The sequence below is a fragment of the Pandoraea cepalis genome (assembly GCF_902459665.1).
In the GTDB taxonomy this organism is placed as follows: domain Bacteria; phylum Pseudomonadota; class Gammaproteobacteria; order Burkholderiales; family Burkholderiaceae; genus Pandoraea; species Pandoraea cepalis.
Map to the genome: position 1 here is coordinate 891,959 of NZ_CABPSL010000001.1, position 13,261 is coordinate 905,219.

General features: G+C 65.7%; 14 protein-coding genes. 10 read left to right on the top strand and 4 right to left on the bottom strand.

The genetic code is table 11. The features are described from left to right. Nucleotides 1-10 precede the first annotated feature (10 nt). The 9 genes from PCE31106_RS04140 to PCE31106_RS04180 all read left to right on the top strand — a co-directional run bounded on the left by PCE31106_RS04140 (nucleotide 11) and on the right by PCE31106_RS04180 (nucleotide 7,499). Nucleotides 11-1,288 (top strand): FliI/YscN family ATPase, encoded by a 1,278-nt coding sequence (locus PCE31106_RS04140; protein ID WP_174974937.1) that lies wholly within the window; start codon nucleotides 11-13, stop codon nucleotides 1,286-1,288. Next, entirely contained in the window at nucleotides 1,264-1,674 is a 411-nt protein-coding gene (locus tag PCE31106_RS04145) for a hypothetical protein (RefSeq protein ID WP_150562474.1), read from the top strand. Before PCE31106_RS04140 ends, PCE31106_RS04145 begins: the two co-directional genes overlap by 25 nt. 118 nt (nucleotides 1,675-1,792) lie before the next feature. Continuing rightward, complete coding sequence (locus PCE31106_RS04150; RefSeq protein WP_017233088.1) at nucleotides 1,793-2,239, top strand: hypothetical protein; 447 nt, start codon at nucleotides 1,793-1,795, stop codon at nucleotides 2,237-2,239. Next, nucleotides 2,229-3,389, top strand: a complete 1,161-nt coding sequence (locus PCE31106_RS04155; protein ID WP_150562475.1) for a type III secretion system protein SepQ — start codon at nucleotides 2,229-2,231, stop codon at nucleotides 3,387-3,389. Before PCE31106_RS04150 ends, PCE31106_RS04155 begins: the two co-directional genes overlap by 11 nt. Nucleotides 3,390-3,446: 57 nt before the next feature. Continuing rightward, entirely contained in the window at nucleotides 3,447-4,097 is a 651-nt protein-coding gene (gene sctR / locus PCE31106_RS04160; RefSeq protein ID WP_150562476.1) for a type III secretion system export apparatus subunit SctR, read from the top strand. Between the two features lie 19 nt (nucleotides 4,098-4,116). After that, nucleotides 4,117-4,383 carry a type III secretion system export apparatus subunit SctS gene (gene sctS / locus PCE31106_RS04165; RefSeq protein ID WP_017233091.1) on the top strand — a complete coding sequence of 89 codons (267 nt, stop codon included), beginning with the start codon at nucleotides 4,117-4,119 and terminating at the stop codon, nucleotides 4,381-4,383. A gap of 5 nt (nucleotides 4,384-4,388) precedes the next feature. After that, nucleotides 4,389-5,231 carry a type III secretion system export apparatus subunit SctT gene (sctT, locus tag PCE31106_RS04170; protein WP_017233092.1) on the top strand — a complete coding sequence of 281 codons (843 nt, stop codon included), beginning with the start codon at nucleotides 4,389-4,391 and terminating at the stop codon, nucleotides 5,229-5,231. Between the two features lie 7 nt (nucleotides 5,232-5,238). Beyond that, nucleotides 5,239-6,369, top strand: a complete 1,131-nt coding sequence (locus PCE31106_RS04175; RefSeq protein WP_150562477.1) for an EscU/YscU/HrcU family type III secretion system export apparatus switch protein — start codon at nucleotides 5,239-5,241, stop codon at nucleotides 6,367-6,369. Next, nucleotides 6,366-7,499: a lytic transglycosylase domain-containing protein gene (locus PCE31106_RS04180; protein ID WP_254440893.1), complete on the top strand. Its 1,134-nt coding sequence runs from the start codon at nucleotides 6,366-6,368 to the stop codon at nucleotides 7,497-7,499. Before PCE31106_RS04175 ends, PCE31106_RS04180 begins: the two co-directional genes overlap by 4 nt. A gap of 2 nt (nucleotides 7,500-7,501) precedes the next feature. Here the strand turns inward: PCE31106_RS04180 and PCE31106_RS04185 are convergent, their stop codons facing one another. Beyond that, nucleotides 7,502-8,113 carry a glutathione S-transferase family protein gene (locus PCE31106_RS04185; protein WP_150562478.1) on the bottom strand — a complete coding sequence of 204 codons (612 nt, stop codon included), beginning with the start codon at nucleotides 8,111-8,113 and terminating at the stop codon, nucleotides 7,502-7,504. Between the two features lie 223 nt (nucleotides 8,114-8,336). On the opposite strand from PCE31106_RS04185, the gene purB reads away from it, so the two are divergent. Beyond that, nucleotides 8,337-9,710, top strand: coding sequence for an adenylosuccinate lyase (gene purB, locus PCE31106_RS04190; protein WP_017233096.1), 1,374 nt, complete (start codon nucleotides 8,337-8,339; stop codon nucleotides 9,708-9,710). A gap of 184 nt (nucleotides 9,711-9,894) precedes the next feature. Here purB and secF read toward each other — a convergent pair whose 3' ends face one another. The 3 genes from secF to yajC form a co-directional block, all read right to left on the bottom strand. Next, the gene (gene secF, locus PCE31106_RS04195; protein ID WP_017233097.1) at nucleotides 9,895-10,872 is read right to left on the bottom strand and encodes a protein translocase subunit SecF; all 978 of its coding nucleotides are present in this window, start codon (nucleotides 10,870-10,872) and stop codon (nucleotides 9,895-9,897) included. 24 nt (nucleotides 10,873-10,896) lie between these two features. Further along, nucleotides 10,897-12,789 (bottom strand): protein translocase subunit SecD, encoded by a 1,893-nt coding sequence (gene secD, locus PCE31106_RS04200; protein ID WP_017233098.1) that lies wholly within the window; start codon nucleotides 12,787-12,789, stop codon nucleotides 10,897-10,899. Between the two features lie 135 nt (nucleotides 12,790-12,924). Then, nucleotides 12,925-13,191, bottom strand: a complete 267-nt coding sequence (gene yajC, locus PCE31106_RS04205) for a preprotein translocase subunit YajC (RefSeq protein ID WP_232424572.1) — start codon at nucleotides 13,189-13,191, stop codon at nucleotides 12,925-12,927. Nucleotides 13,192-13,261 lie beyond the last annotated feature (70 nt).

The following is a 13,261-nucleotide window of genomic DNA, read 5'->3' on the forward strand; positions in this document are numbered from 1 at the left end:
GTGGCGGCGGATGTCCGGCGGTGAAGCGCGCTACGGTCGTATCGACAAGATCACCCCGAATGCGATGCGGGCCCGATTGCCGGGCGCGGCGCTCGGTGAGCAATGCCGCGTGGTCTCGCCGTCGCTCGACGCCGAGGTGATTGCGGTCGAGGGGCGGCATGTCTGGCTTGCGCCGTATGCCGAGCCGAACGGCGTGGCCAATGGCGCGCTGGTGCAGGCGCTGGGAAGGTCGTCGCGCGTGGCCGTCGGCGATCACCTGATTGGCGAGGTGCTCGATGGCCTCGGGCGGCCGTTGGTCCCCGCGACGGCGGCCGACGAGGCGCCGACGTCCGGCGTGGCATGGCGTTCACTGGACACGGAGCCGCCGCCCGCGATGACGCGTGCGCTGGTGTCCACGTGCCTGCCCATCGGCATTCGCGCGATCGACGGCATGCTCACCTGCGGTCGTGGCCAGCGATTGGGCATCTTTGCGGCGGCGGGGGGGGGCAAGAGCACGCTGCTGGCGATGATGTGCCAGGGTGCGCAGGCCGATGTGATCGTCGTGGCGCTGATCGGCGAGCGCGGGCGCGAGGTGCGCGAGTTTCTCGAGACGGCCCTCACCCCTGAGGCGCGTGCACGGACTGTCTGCGTCGTCGCGACATCCGATCGTCCCGCGCTCGAACGGATGAAGGCCGCCTACACCGCGACGGCCATTGCGGAGGCGTTTCGCGACGACGGCAAAGACGTGCTGTTGCTCATGGATTCCCTGACGCGCTTCGGGCGCGCCGTGCGCGATATCGGGATGGCGGCGGGAGAGCCGCTTGGGGCGACGAGCGGGTTGCCACCGAGCTTTTATGCGCGTCTGCCCCGGTTGCTGGAGCGCGCGGGGACCGGCGTGCGCGGCAGCATCACCGCGTTCTATACGGTGCTCGTCGAAGGCGACAACCTGGATGAGCCGCTCGCCGACGAGGTGCGTTCGATCGTCGACGGTCACATTGTGCTGTCGCGGCGTCTCGCGCAGGAAAATCACTATCCCGCCATCGACGTCGCGAGGAGCCTCTCGCGGGTGATGGCGGCGGTGACCGACGCGCCGCATGTCGATGCGGCGGCGCGTGTCAGGCGCGCGATGGCGCTGGCGGCGCAGGTTGAGTTGCTGGTACGCGTTGGCGAATATCAGCCGGGCAACGATCCGGAGACCGACGACGCGCTCGCGCGGGCCCCGGACATCCGTGCCTTTCTTTGTCAGGCGCAGCACGACGTGGCGCCATTCGACGACACGCGCGCATGGCTCGAACATCTCGCGAACTGACGGACGACGAGGGCCTCGCGGCATTGGCGGCCCTCGCCCAGCGCCGCGAAGCCAGCCTGCGTGCCGCACTGGCCCGCATGACGGTCGCGGCGCGCGATGCCAACGAGGCGGTCGTTGCGTGCGAGCGCGCGTGCGACGCGCAACGTCGCGCGTGGCAGGACGCATTGTCGCGCGGCGGTGTCTACGGGCCACGCGAGGCCGCGGGCGCGCCGGGTGCGGTGGAAGTGCAGCGTGCCGCCCTTGGCGAGGCGCGGAACCGGCACAGCGCTGCACTCGCGCACGCGAAGCTTGTCGACGCCGAAGTGCTTCACCAACGCGAGCGCCTGCAGGCGAATGCACGCAAACAGGAAAAACTGCGGGAGTTGATGACGTTTTACCGCCGGTGAATGGGCAATGGGCCGCTGAAGACGGAACCGTCTCACGCCATTACCCGGCGCCGAAGGGATTGCGCACCTATGCCGAACGAAACGCGCTCACCACCATTGCCATCAAGAGGACTTCACGATGCGTACCATTCACCGAAGCGGCCCGTCAGCCGATGCGTTCGTCAGCTTGTCCGACCGTTCGTCGTCGCAGCGGCGCGGCACGGCAACGCCCGATGGAAGGCCAAGCGGCGACCGTCACGAACGGACCTTCACCCTGGCATGCGAACCGGCCGCGTGCGTGTCCGGACCCGCGGATGTGCTGCGTTGGTTGCGTGTCTGGCACATGCGCCAGGAGGCCAACTGGGACGGCGGCAGTTCGTTGCGCGTGCTGGTGCATGGTGGCGCGCTCGATGCGTTGGTCGTCGAAGCCCGGCGCGGACGGCAGGGCGTGACGGTGAGTCTGCTCTGCGTGCGGCTCACGATGTACCGGCGCTTGCTGGCGCATCGAGGGCGGCTCGAGCGCGCCCTGACGTCGCGCCTGAAGGTGTCCGTCACGATCGAAGTCGAGGCGCGATATGCCCCTTGAGCCGGACGTCGGGTTCATCGCGGCGTCGACGCCGGGGCCGTTGGATGAGGCGCTCACGGGCGTGGCCTGCGTGGCGTTTGTCGAAGGCGATACCGAAGTCCGCGTGGGCTGGCTACGTGCGGGAGGGGACGGTCTTGTCGTGACGGCACGCGTCGACGACGGTCTTGTCGGCCAGACGCGCTTCTGGTGCGACGCGCAGCAGTGGCGCGACTGGCTCGCGCCGAACCTGCCGGTTCCGTCGTGGGACGCGCTGCCGCCCGCGTGGCGGGCCAGCGCGGCGTCGCTCACGCTGGCGACGGGCGACGTGAGCGCGGATATGTCGCTCGACGCCGCGGTCAGTGCGGCCGACGCGGCCCGCGATACCAGTTCGTGGCCGCGCGCGACTGACCTCGCGGCCGCGGAAGTGGAGACAGCGTGGCGTGTGGGCATGGTGTTGCAGCGAGAGGGACGTCGGTTGGCGTTGATGTATCTCGACGGCGCGACGTCGTGGCTGTGTGAGCGCTGCCGGCGGGCGACGCCAGGCGACACCGCGCTCGATCCGTCGGGATTGCCGATGCGTCGATGTGCGCTGGTGGCGGGGTGGGCGACCTTGCCCGGCGCGCAATGCGAGCATCTGCAGGTGGGAGACGCCGTACTCCTCGACGTGGCGGCTCACATCGCAGGCGGTGAGTATTGGCTTGTGGACGGCGACCGCGCCATGGCCATGCATGACGGCCGGCCGTTGGATCGGCGCGTCCTGCAACTCGACGACACGAACACCAGTCCCCCCGACGACACCCAGTCGACGGCTGCCGAAGCGCGCCAGGAAGCAGCCACCGTGCGTTTGTCCGCCCTCGTCGCAGAAAGGCCATTTCCCATTCCGTTCCTGACCGCCTGGCGTTCAGGCAACGATGCCGTTTCCCAAAGCGAGGCAATCGCCTGCGCGTTGTCGGCCGATCGAATCACGCTCCTGCGTGACGACACACCGTGGGCCGCCGGGCGTTTGCTGCGTTTCGACGACGGACGACTCGCGGTGTGCATCGACAGCATGATCGGCGCATCCGCCGCGAATGCTTCGCTTAAGGTCGCCCTCACCGAGGGTGACGCGCCCGGTGAGCGCGATTCTTCCCGCGCCATTTCGGGTCGTGACCGGATGGGCGTGCATCCCTAGACGACCTAACCTCTCGGATACCCCACACGGTCGTCAACGCCGCTCATTGGAGTTTGCATGTCCCTGCTCGACCACCCGGTGCAGCTCGTCGTCGTACTGTCGCTGCTCTCGATCATGCCGTTGCTGGTGGTGCTGGGAACCGCGTTTCTGAAGCTGGCGGTCGTGTTCGCCCTGTTGCGCAATGCGCTCGGCACGCAGCAGATTCCGCCCAACATCGCGATTTACGGCTTATCGCTCGTGCTCACCTGTTTCATCATGGCCCCGGTGGCCTTCGACATCGAGGCCAATCTCGAGACGCGTCCGGTATCGCTGTCGTCCAAGGATTTCGTGGCCGATGTCGATGCGAGCGTCCTGTCGCCCTACCGTGCATTTCTCACCCGTCACACCGACGCGAGACAACGCGACTTCTTCGCCAGCGTCGGCCGCGATACCTGGCCTGAGGCGCATCGCGACCGCCTGGGCAGCGACTCGCTGCTCGTCCTGATGCCGGCGTTCGCGCTGAGCCAACTCGCCGAAGCGTTCAAGATCGGGCTGCTGCTGTACCTGCCGTTTGTTGTGATCGACCTGGTGATCTCGAACATCCTGCTCGCGATGGGCATGATGATGGTCTCGCCCATGACCATTGCTCTCCCGTTCAAGTTACTGATCTTCGTCATGATGAACGGTTGGGAGCAGTTGGTGCGCCAGTTGATGCTCTCCTACGCATGACGCGGCCCGGAGCGCACCCATGAGTGAAGCCATCGTCGTCAATCTCACGAGCGAGATGCTTTGGCTTACGCTCCTCCTGTCGCTGCCCACCGTGGTGGTGGCGGCGGCGGTCGGCGTGCTGGTCTCGCTGGTGCAGGCGCTTACGCAGGTGCAGGATCAGACCGTGCAGTTCCTCATCAAGCTCATCGCGGTATCGGTCACGCTGGCCGCCACCTATGCGTGGATGGGCCATGTGCTGCTGCATTACGCGGGTAACGCGTTCGAGCAGATCAGCCGGATGCGGTGAGCGGCATGACGTCCTCCTTCGTGCCGGGCATGGCGCCCGGCGTCGACACCTTGCTCTCGCCGCTGTGGGCCGACCTGTATGGCTGGTTGGTGGCGTGGGGCGTGGCGATGCTGCGCCCGCTGGGCATTGCGATGCTGCTGCCAGTGTTCTCCGTCGGCATGCTCGGCGCCGGCATGTTGCGCAATGCGCTGGTGCTGGCGCTCGCTTTGCCGGTGGTGTCGCTCGTGCATGCAAGTCCGGAAATGCCGTCGCACTGGGGCGCATGGGGCATGCTGGTGCTGCGCGAGTTGTGCATCGGCGGCCTGCTCGGCTTTGCCGCCGCGCTGCCGTTCTGGGCCGTCGACATGACGGGGTACGTGATCGACACGATGCGCGGCGCGTCCATGGCGAGCGTGCTCAATCCGTTGATGGGGGCGCAGTCGTCGGTCTTCGGCATCGCGCTCACTCAGATGCTTTGCGTGCTGTTCTTTGTCACCCCGGCGGCGCAGGCCTTACTCACCGCGTTATATGACTCCTACGCCGCGCTGCCGGTGGGGCAGCCGTGGCAATGGCATGACGACAGCGTGGCCTGGCTGCTCGCGCTCTGGCAGGCGATGCAGGTGATGTGCGTGGCGGTGGCGCTGCCGGCGATGGTCGTGATGGTGCTGGTCGATATGTCGATGGGCTTCATCAACCGGGCCGCGCAACAGCTCAACGTTTTTTTTCTCGCCATGCCGGTGAAAAGCGCGATGGCGCTGCTGGTGACGGTGGCCAGTCTGCCGTTTGCCGTCGCCGTGCCGCTGCAGGGCTGGTATCGGCTGCCCGACGTGTTTCGCGCCTGGGCCGCGCTGGCGCTGCCTGCATCCTGAGGCCGGCATGAGCGAAAAGAGCCAGCCGCCCACCCCCAAGAAGATCGAAGACGAGCGCAAGAAGGGGCGCGTCGCGAAGAGCGCTGATCTTGCCGTGTGCATGCAACTCGGCGTGGTGCTGGCGTGGCTGACGTTCGAAGGCCCGGCGCTTTACGACGCGCTGCAAGCGCTCGTCGCGCGCATGTTAGGGCTGCTCAACGATCCGGTGGACGACGCCGTGCGCGGCATGCTCGGACCGTCGCTGCTGCTCTTCGTGCGTTTTGTGGGCGGTCTTGCCGTGCTGTTGATCGTGACGACTTGGCTGGCGATGGTGTTGCAGGTCGGCATGCTCGTGGCGCCCGAGAGCGTTCGTCCCAAGTATGAACGGATCGATCCCATCGCCAAGGCCAAACAACTGTTCTCGATGCAGTCGCTCTTCGAATTCGGCAAGTCGCTCGTCAAGGTGGCGGTGCTGGCCGTGGTCTTTTTCTATCTGATCCGACAGTACACGCCGTCGCTCGCCGCGCTGCCGCAGTGCGGGCCGTCGTGCGGTCTTGCCCTCACGGTGCGGTTGATGTTCTGGTTGATGGCGGTGTTGGTTATCGCGTACGTGGTGTTCGGCGGGCTCGACTTCGCGTATCAGAAGTATCAGCTTCGCAAGCAATTGATGATGTCCCACGACGAGATCAAGCGGGAATCCAAGGAGGTCGAGGGCAACCGGGAGATCAAGAACAAGCGGCGCGACATTCATCGGGAAACGATCGAAAGCGGCAGTCTGTCGGACAACGTGAAGCGGTCGACGGCCGTGGTGCGCAACCCGACCCGCATCGCGATTTGCCTGCGCTACGTGCCCGGCGAGACGGCCGTGCCGATGGTGATCGAGAAGGGCCGCAACGAACGCGCGCGGACCATCGTCCGGCTCGCCGAGCGCGAAGGCGTGCCGATCGTCGAGCACGTGCCCGTGGCGCGCCGCCTGATGGACGACGTCGAGATCGACGCACCGATTCCCCCCGATCTGTTCGACGCGGTGGCCGCGATTCTGCGGCTCGCGCTCGACCTGCCTTATGAGGTGCAAGCGGCGAACGCGCCGCAGGACGGCTGCGTCGGACGCGGCATGAAGGACGCACCCACGCGCTCGGCTTCGGGAGACGGCGTATGAGTGGGCGCTGGAATCGGGGCGTGTGCGTGTGGCGCGCACGGCTCGCCGGAGGCGTGCTCACCGTGTTGAGCATGATGGGGCCGTCGATGTCCGTATGGGCGATGGACGCGGGATTGCTGCCGCGTCACCCGCGAGTGGCTGACGCGCAGCTCGTGGTGCCCGTGCCGCGGGCCACGCCAGACGCGTTGGTGCGGCCCGCGCCTGCGCCTGTCGACGCCAGCCCCGGCGACGCGAACGCACCGACGTCGATCATCGCCACCTCCCGCGACACGGCGGCACCGACGTCTGTCGTCGCCAGCCCCCGCGACACGGCGGCACCGATGTCTGTCGTCACCAGCCCCCGCGACACGGCGGCACCGATATCTGTCGTCGCTACCTCTCGCGACACAGACGCACCGACGTCTGCCGACCCCGCGCTGCCCTTCGACGCGGTGGTGCAACGCGCGGCGCAAGTGGCGTCGGTTGATGCGGCGCTGCTGCACGCCATTATCGACACGGAGTCGGGATACGACCCGCAGGCGGTGTCCGTGCGGGGGGCGATCGGGTTGATGCAGGTGCTGCCGCGCACTGGCGAGCGCTTCGGCGTGCGACGTCTCGAAGACCCCGCGGAGAATGTGCGCGCTGGGGCGTCCTACGTCCGCTGGCTGCTGGCGCGCTTCGACGGCGACCTGACGCTGGCATTGGCGGCCTACAACGCGGGGGAGGGGGCGGTGCTGCGTTATGGGCGTCAGATCCCGCCGTTCCCGGAGACGCAGAATTACGTGCGCAAGGTGATGGCCGGATACGCTCGGCTACGCGACGCGAGCCCGGTGCCAGCGGCGCCCTCGCGACCTTTGCCACCCATGCAGCCCATGCAGCCCATGCAGCCCATGCAGCCTGCCGCCGTCCTTGTCGATACGACGCCCGATACCAAGGCGCCCGCCACGACAACGCCGGCTCGGGAGCGCGGCGATATGTCCTCGGACGAGGCCGCGAGGGAACGCGCCTGGCGTTTGCTGCGAGGGGTCGGGGCACTGCTGACACGCAGCCCGTCGGCGGAAGCCACCGACAGCCGCGGACGCGACCGGCCAGCGGTCATCTTGCCCGCGCGCGGGCAAGCGCGAGGCGCTGGCCCTGCGGTCGGCGGATAGGACTAGCGCGTGGGGGCAGTGTCGACGACCGAGGGGCGCGCGGACATGCGTTCGAAGTGATCGGCTAGGTTGGGGTGTGCGTCGCGCCAGGCGATCTCCGGATACCGGAAATCGAGGTAGCCGAGTGCACAGACGACGGCCACGTCGGCCAGCGTGAGGCGGTTGCTCGCGCACCACTGGCGTTCGTCGAGTCCAAGCGCCATCGCTCGCAGCGCTTCGTCGATCTTGCCGCGCTGACGGTCGATGAGCGCCTGCGAGCGCGAGGCTTCGTCGTGGAACATCGCCTCGACGCGAATCTGCACGGCGGCGTCCGTCACGCCATCGGCGAGGGCCTCCCAGCAGCGTACTTCGGCGCGTTCACGACCCGAAGGGGGGATGAGCTTGCCCACCGGGGAGAGCGTATCGAGGTACTCGCAGATCACGCGCGAGTCGAACACGGCTTCGCCGTCCTCCATGACCAGACACGGCACTCTGCCCAGCGGGTTGGACTGCTGGATGCGCGTGTCGTCGGCCCACACGTTCTCCAGCTCGAGCTTGTAGTCGAGCTTCTTCTCAGCCAGCACAATGCGGACTTTGCGAACGTAGGGACTGGCGAGGGCACCGATCAACTTCATGTGAATCCTTGATAAATCGCGGTAGGGCGGGGGAGAGTATAACGTGGGCTCCGGGCGCTCGCGCATGCGTGTTGCGTATGCCGCAGCGCGGGGCGAGTCCTGCCCGAATTCCGGTGAAATCGATTCGTCCCAGGATGGGCGAGGCCGAGAATGGTAAAATGCTGGCCTTTCCGAGTTGGCGGCTCGCCGGCTCCCCCGATTTTCTTTTTCGGTGCCCAGTGCCATGTCCGACGAATTCTCCCCATTGACCGCGCTTTCTCCGCTCGACGGCCGTTATGCCAGCAAGACCGACGCCCTGCGTCCGTGGCTGTCCGAAGCGGCGTTCATGCGCCACCGCGTGACCGTCGAGATCCATTGGCTGATCGCCCTGTCCAAGGCCGGTTTCGCCGAAATCGCCCCGTTCTCGGCCGAAGCGGAGACGTTCCTGCTGAGCCTGGCCACCCAGTTCTCGAACGCCGATGCGCAGCGCATCAAGGACATCGAGAAGGTCACGAACCACGACGTGAAGGCTGTCGAGTATTGGCTCAAGGAGAAGGTGCAGGGCCAGGCGGAACTCGAAAAGGCGAGCGAATTCATCCACTTCGCCTGCACGTCGGAAGATATCAACAACACCTCGCACGGCCTGATGATCAAGGGCGCGCGCGACAAGGTCGTCGTGCCCGCGCTCGAATCGCTGGTCGCCAAGCTCGGCGAACTGGCCCGCGAGCACGCCGCCCAGCCGATGCTCTCGCGCACGCACGGTCAGCCGGCGTCGCCGACCACGCTCGGCAAGGAACTCGCGAACGTGGCCGTACGACTTGCACGCGCGCTCGAGCGCGTTCGCCGCGTCGAGCTGCTCGCCAAAATGAACGGTGCGGTCGGTAATTACAACGCCCACCTCTCGGCCTACCCGGAATACGATTGGGAAGCCTTCTCGAAGGCCGTGATCGAGCAGCGCCTGGGCCTGACGTTCAACCCGTACACGATCCAGATCGAGCCGCACGATTACATGGCCGAGCTGTTCGACGCCGTTGCGCGTGCGAACACCATCCTGCTCGACCTGAACCGCGATATCTGGGGTTATATCTCGGTCGGCTACTTCAAGCAGAAGACGAAGGCCGGCGAGATCGGTTCGTCGACCATGCCGCACAAGGTCAACCCGATCGATTTCGAGAATTCGGAAGGCAACCTCGGTCTGGCGAACGCCGTGCTGCGCCATCTGGCCGACAAGCTGCCGGTTTCGCGCTGGCAGCGAGACCTGACCGACTCGACCGTGCTGCGTAACATCGGCGTGGCGTTTGGCTATAGCCTGCTGGCGTACGACTCGTGCAAGCGGGGCCTGGACAAGCTCGAAGTCAATCCGCAGCGTCTGAACGACGATCTCGACAATACGTGGGAAGTGCTGGCCGAGCCGGTACAGACCGTGATGCGCCGCTTCGGCATTCCCAACCCGTACGAGCAGCTCAAGGAGCTGACGCGCGGCAAGGGCATCACGCGCGAAGCGTTGCAGGACTTCATCAAGCAACTGGCTATTCCGGAAGACGCAAAGGCGCGTCTGCTGCAAATGACGCCGGCGAACTACATCGGTATCGCCGAATCGCTCGCCAAGCGGGTCTGAGCGCGTCCAACACGCTTTCTGCTTCAACGAAACGGGCCGCTTTTGCGGCCCGTTTTGCATGGTGACGGCAGCCTGCGCAGGGCAACGTGGGAAGCCGCTGTCGCAACGCGGAGCGCACAATGCACCGGCGAAAAAAAACCGCCGGACATGCCGGCGGTCTTCCTGACGGAGCGCAGTGAGCCGGTCAGACTCGGGCGCCGAAGTTCGGGTCGTTGCGATCGACGCCTTCTTCACCATCCTTGTTGCTGTGCTTGATGAGGTCTTCACGCTTCACGCCGAGCCACATCGCAATGGCCGCGGCCACGAACACCGACGAGTAGATACCGAACAGAATACCCACGGTCAGGGCGAGCGCGAAGTAGTGCAGCGTCTGTCCACCGAAGAAGAACATCGACAGCACCATCATTTCCGTGCTCGCGTGCGTGATGATCGTACGCGACATGGTTGTCGTGATGGCGTGGTCGATCACCTCGCGCACCGTCGCCTTGCGCATCTTGCGGAACGTCTCGCGAATCCGGTCGAAGATCACGACCGATTCGTTCACCGAGTAGCCGAGCACGGCCAACACCCCCGCCAGCACCGCCAGCGAGAACTCCCACTGGAAGTAGGCGAAGAAGCCCAGAATGATCACCACGTCGTGCAGGTTGGCGATCACGCCGGCCACCGCGAATTTCCATTCGAAGCGGAACGACAGGTAGATGATGATGCCGATGACCACGAAGGTCAGCGCCAGCAGGCCATCCGTAAACAACTCGTGGCCGATCTGCGGACCGACGAATTCCACGCGACGCAACTGCACATCGGGGGCGTCGGCCTTCAGGGCGGACATCACGGCGTCGCTTTGCTGCGCACTGGTGACCTGCTTGCCGTCAGAACCGTTCTGGATCGGCAGGCGGATCATCACGTCGCGCGAGGTGCCGAAGCTCTGCACCTGCACGTCGCGATAGCCCAGCTTGCCGACTTCGCCACGGATCTTCTCGAGATCGGCCGCCTGCGTGTAGGCCACTTCCATGACCGTACCGCCGGTGAACTCGATCGACATGTGCAGGCCCCGCGTGAGCAGGAAGAACACCGCCGCCACGAACGTGAGCGCCGAGATGATGTTGAAGATCAGGGCGTGCCGCATGAACGGCACGTCTTTCTTGATGCGGAAAAATTCCATGACTGTTTCCTCTCGCGCCTGCGGTTATTGCTCGCCTGCGTCGGGTGCGTTTTTCGCACCGTCCGGGCGCCAGACCTGACCGATCGCCAGCGTCTTGAGCTTGCGACGGCCGCCGTACCACAGGTTCACCAGACCGCGCGAGAAGAACACGGCCGAGAACATCGAGGTCAGAATACCCAGGCAGTGCACCACGGCGAACGCGCGCACCGGGCCCGAACCGAACGCCAGCAGCGCCAGACCGGCGATGAGCGTGGTCACGTTCGAGTCCAGAATCGTCGCCCAGGCATGCTCGAAGCCCAGCGAAATCGCCTTCTGTGCCGACGCACCCGCGCGCAATTCTTCGCGAATGCGTTCGTTGATCAGCACGTTCGCATCGATGGCCATACCGAGCGTGAGCGCGATAGCGGCAATCCCCGGCAGCGTGAGCGTGGCTTGCATCATCGAGAGCACGGCCACCAGCAGCAACAGGTTGAACAGCAGGGCGATCACCGAGAACACGCCGAACAGCATGTAGTACGCCATCATGAACACGGCGATGGCGATCAGGCCGTACAGCACCGAGTCGACACCCTTGTGCACGTTATCGGCACCCAGGCTCGGACCGATCGTGCGTTCTTCGATGATCTCCATCGGGGCGGCCAGCGAACCGGCGCGCAGCAGCAGTGCCAGGTCGTTGGCGCCCTGCGCCGAGCCCATGCCGGTGATCTGGAAGCTCTGGCCCAGTTCGCTGCGGATGTTCGCCACCGTCAGCACTTCGCCCTTGCCCTTCTCGAACAGCACGATGGCCATCGGCTTGCCGATGTTGTCGCGCGAGACGTCGCGCAGCACACGGCCGCCGGCGGCGTCGAGCTTGATGTTCACCGACGGTTGCTGGTGATCGTCAAAGCCCGCGGACGCGCTGGTGATGCGATCGCCGCTGAAGATCACCTGACGCTTGAGCATCACCGGCGCGCCGTTGCCGTGCAGGAACAATTCGTCCTGCGGCGGCACCGGTGTGTCGGCCGTGATGAGGCGCGGGGCGTCCGGATCGACCAGACGCGCTTCGAGCGTTGCCGTACGGCCGATGATGTCCTTCGCCTTGGCGGTGTCCTGCACGCCGGGCAACTGCACGACGATGCGGTCCGGGCCTTCCTGCTGAATCACCGGCTCGGCCACACCGAGTTCGTTCACCCGGTTATGCAGCGTGACGATGTTCTGCTTGACGGCGTTGTCCTGTACCGCACGACGGGCGGCTTCCGTGAAGGCGCCCACGACCTTGAACGTTCCGTTCGGGCCGGCTTGCGTGGTGTAGGACAGATCGGGCAGGCCGTCGGTCAGGGCACCGCGGGCGCGCTCGGCGTCGTTCTGGTCGCTGAAGACGGCTTCGATGCCAGTGTCCGTACGCGTCACGCCGTTGTGGCGGATGTTCTTGTCGCGCAGCAGCGTGCGGGCATCGGCGGCGCTCGCGTCCAGGCGCTTGGTGATGGCGCCGGCCATGTCGACTTGCAGCAGGAAGTGCACCCCGCCACGCAGGTCGAGACCGAGATACATCGGCAGCGCGTGGATTCGGGTGAGCCATTCCGGCGAGGCCGAGAGCAGGTTGAGCGCGACGACGTAGGTCGGGTCCGTCGGGTCGCTGTTCAGCGCCGTCTGGAGCATGTCCTTGGCCCGCAATTGCGTGTCGGTGTCGGCGAAGCGAATGCGCACGCTCGGGTTGTTGCCCGTGCTGTCGAACACGGCGCCTTGATAGGCGATGTTCTGCGCCTTGAGCGCGTCTTCGGCGCGCGCGAGCGTCGAGGCATCGACCTTGACGGTCGCCTTGACGCTGGAAATCTGTACTGCCGGTGTTTCACCGAACAGGTTGGGCAGCGTATAGAACACCCCGATGGCAAGCGCCACCAGAATGAGGATGTACTTCCAGAGAGGATAGCGATTCATAGCAGCGGGCTAGGGTGATGCCATGTGGCAAACCGTGCTTCAGACCGGCTGGCATGGCAACGAGGGTCGCCAAGGCCGGCGTCGCCATGCACGGCGGCCGCCGTTGGAGGCGGCCGCGTGCAGTGGCGCGAAGGCTCAGAGCGCCTTGATGGTGCCCTTCGGCAGCAGGGTGGTGATCGCACCCTTCTGCACGTTGATTTCGACGTTTTCAGCGATCTCCACGGTCACGAAGGTCTCGCCGACCTTCGAGATACGACCGGCCAGGCCGCCCGAGGTCACGACTTCGTCGCCCTTGGCGAGGGCCGACAGCATGTTGCGCGTTTCTTTCTGGCGCTTCATTTGCGGACGGATCATGATGAAGTACAGCACCACGAACATCAGCACCAGCGGCAGGAAGCTCATCAGGTTGCTGGTCGGGCTCGCGGCGCCTGCCGTCTGAGCGAAGGCATTGGAAATCAGCACGTTCGGTTCT

Excerpts from the sequence above, each read along its gene's own strand:
- sctR (WP_150562476.1), top strand. The coding sequence starts at position 3,447 with ATGTCCCTGCTCGACCACCCGGTGCAGCTCGTCGTCGTACTGTCGCTG.
- yajC (WP_232424572.1), bottom strand. The coding sequence starts at position 13,191 with ATGAGCTTCCTGCCGCTGGTGCTGATGTTCGTGGTGCTGTACTTCATC.
- sctS (WP_017233091.1), top strand. The coding sequence starts at position 4,117 with ATGAGTGAAGCCATCGTCGTCAATCTCACGAGCGAGATGCTTTGGCTT.
- PCE31106_RS04145 (WP_150562474.1), top strand. The coding sequence starts at position 1,264 with ATGGCTCGAACATCTCGCGAACTGACGGACGACGAGGGCCTCGCGGCA.
- sctT (WP_017233092.1), top strand. The coding sequence starts at position 4,389 with ATGACGTCCTCCTTCGTGCCGGGCATGGCGCCCGGCGTCGACACCTTG.
- PCE31106_RS04175 (WP_150562477.1), top strand. The coding sequence starts at position 5,239 with ATGAGCGAAAAGAGCCAGCCGCCCACCCCCAAGAAGATCGAAGACGAG.
- PCE31106_RS04155 (WP_150562475.1), top strand. The coding sequence starts at position 2,229 with ATGCCCCTTGAGCCGGACGTCGGGTTCATCGCGGCGTCGACGCCGGGG.
- PCE31106_RS04140 (WP_174974937.1), top strand. The coding sequence starts at position 11 with ATGTCCGGCGGTGAAGCGCGCTACGGTCGTATCGACAAGATCACCCCG.
- PCE31106_RS04180 (WP_254440893.1), top strand. The coding sequence starts at position 6,366 with ATGAGTGGGCGCTGGAATCGGGGCGTGTGCGTGTGGCGCGCACGGCTC.
- purB (WP_017233096.1), top strand. The coding sequence starts at position 8,337 with ATGTCCGACGAATTCTCCCCATTGACCGCGCTTTCTCCGCTCGACGGC.
- PCE31106_RS04185 (WP_150562478.1), bottom strand. The coding sequence starts at position 8,113 with ATGAAGTTGATCGGTGCCCTCGCCAGTCCCTACGTTCGCAAAGTCCGC.
- secD (WP_017233098.1), bottom strand. The coding sequence starts at position 12,789 with ATGAATCGCTATCCTCTCTGGAAGTACATCCTCATTCTGGTGGCGCTT.
- secF (WP_017233097.1), bottom strand. The coding sequence starts at position 10,872 with ATGGAATTTTTCCGCATCAAGAAAGACGTGCCGTTCATGCGGCACGCC.
- PCE31106_RS04150 (WP_017233088.1), top strand. The coding sequence starts at position 1,793 with ATGCGTACCATTCACCGAAGCGGCCCGTCAGCCGATGCGTTCGTCAGC.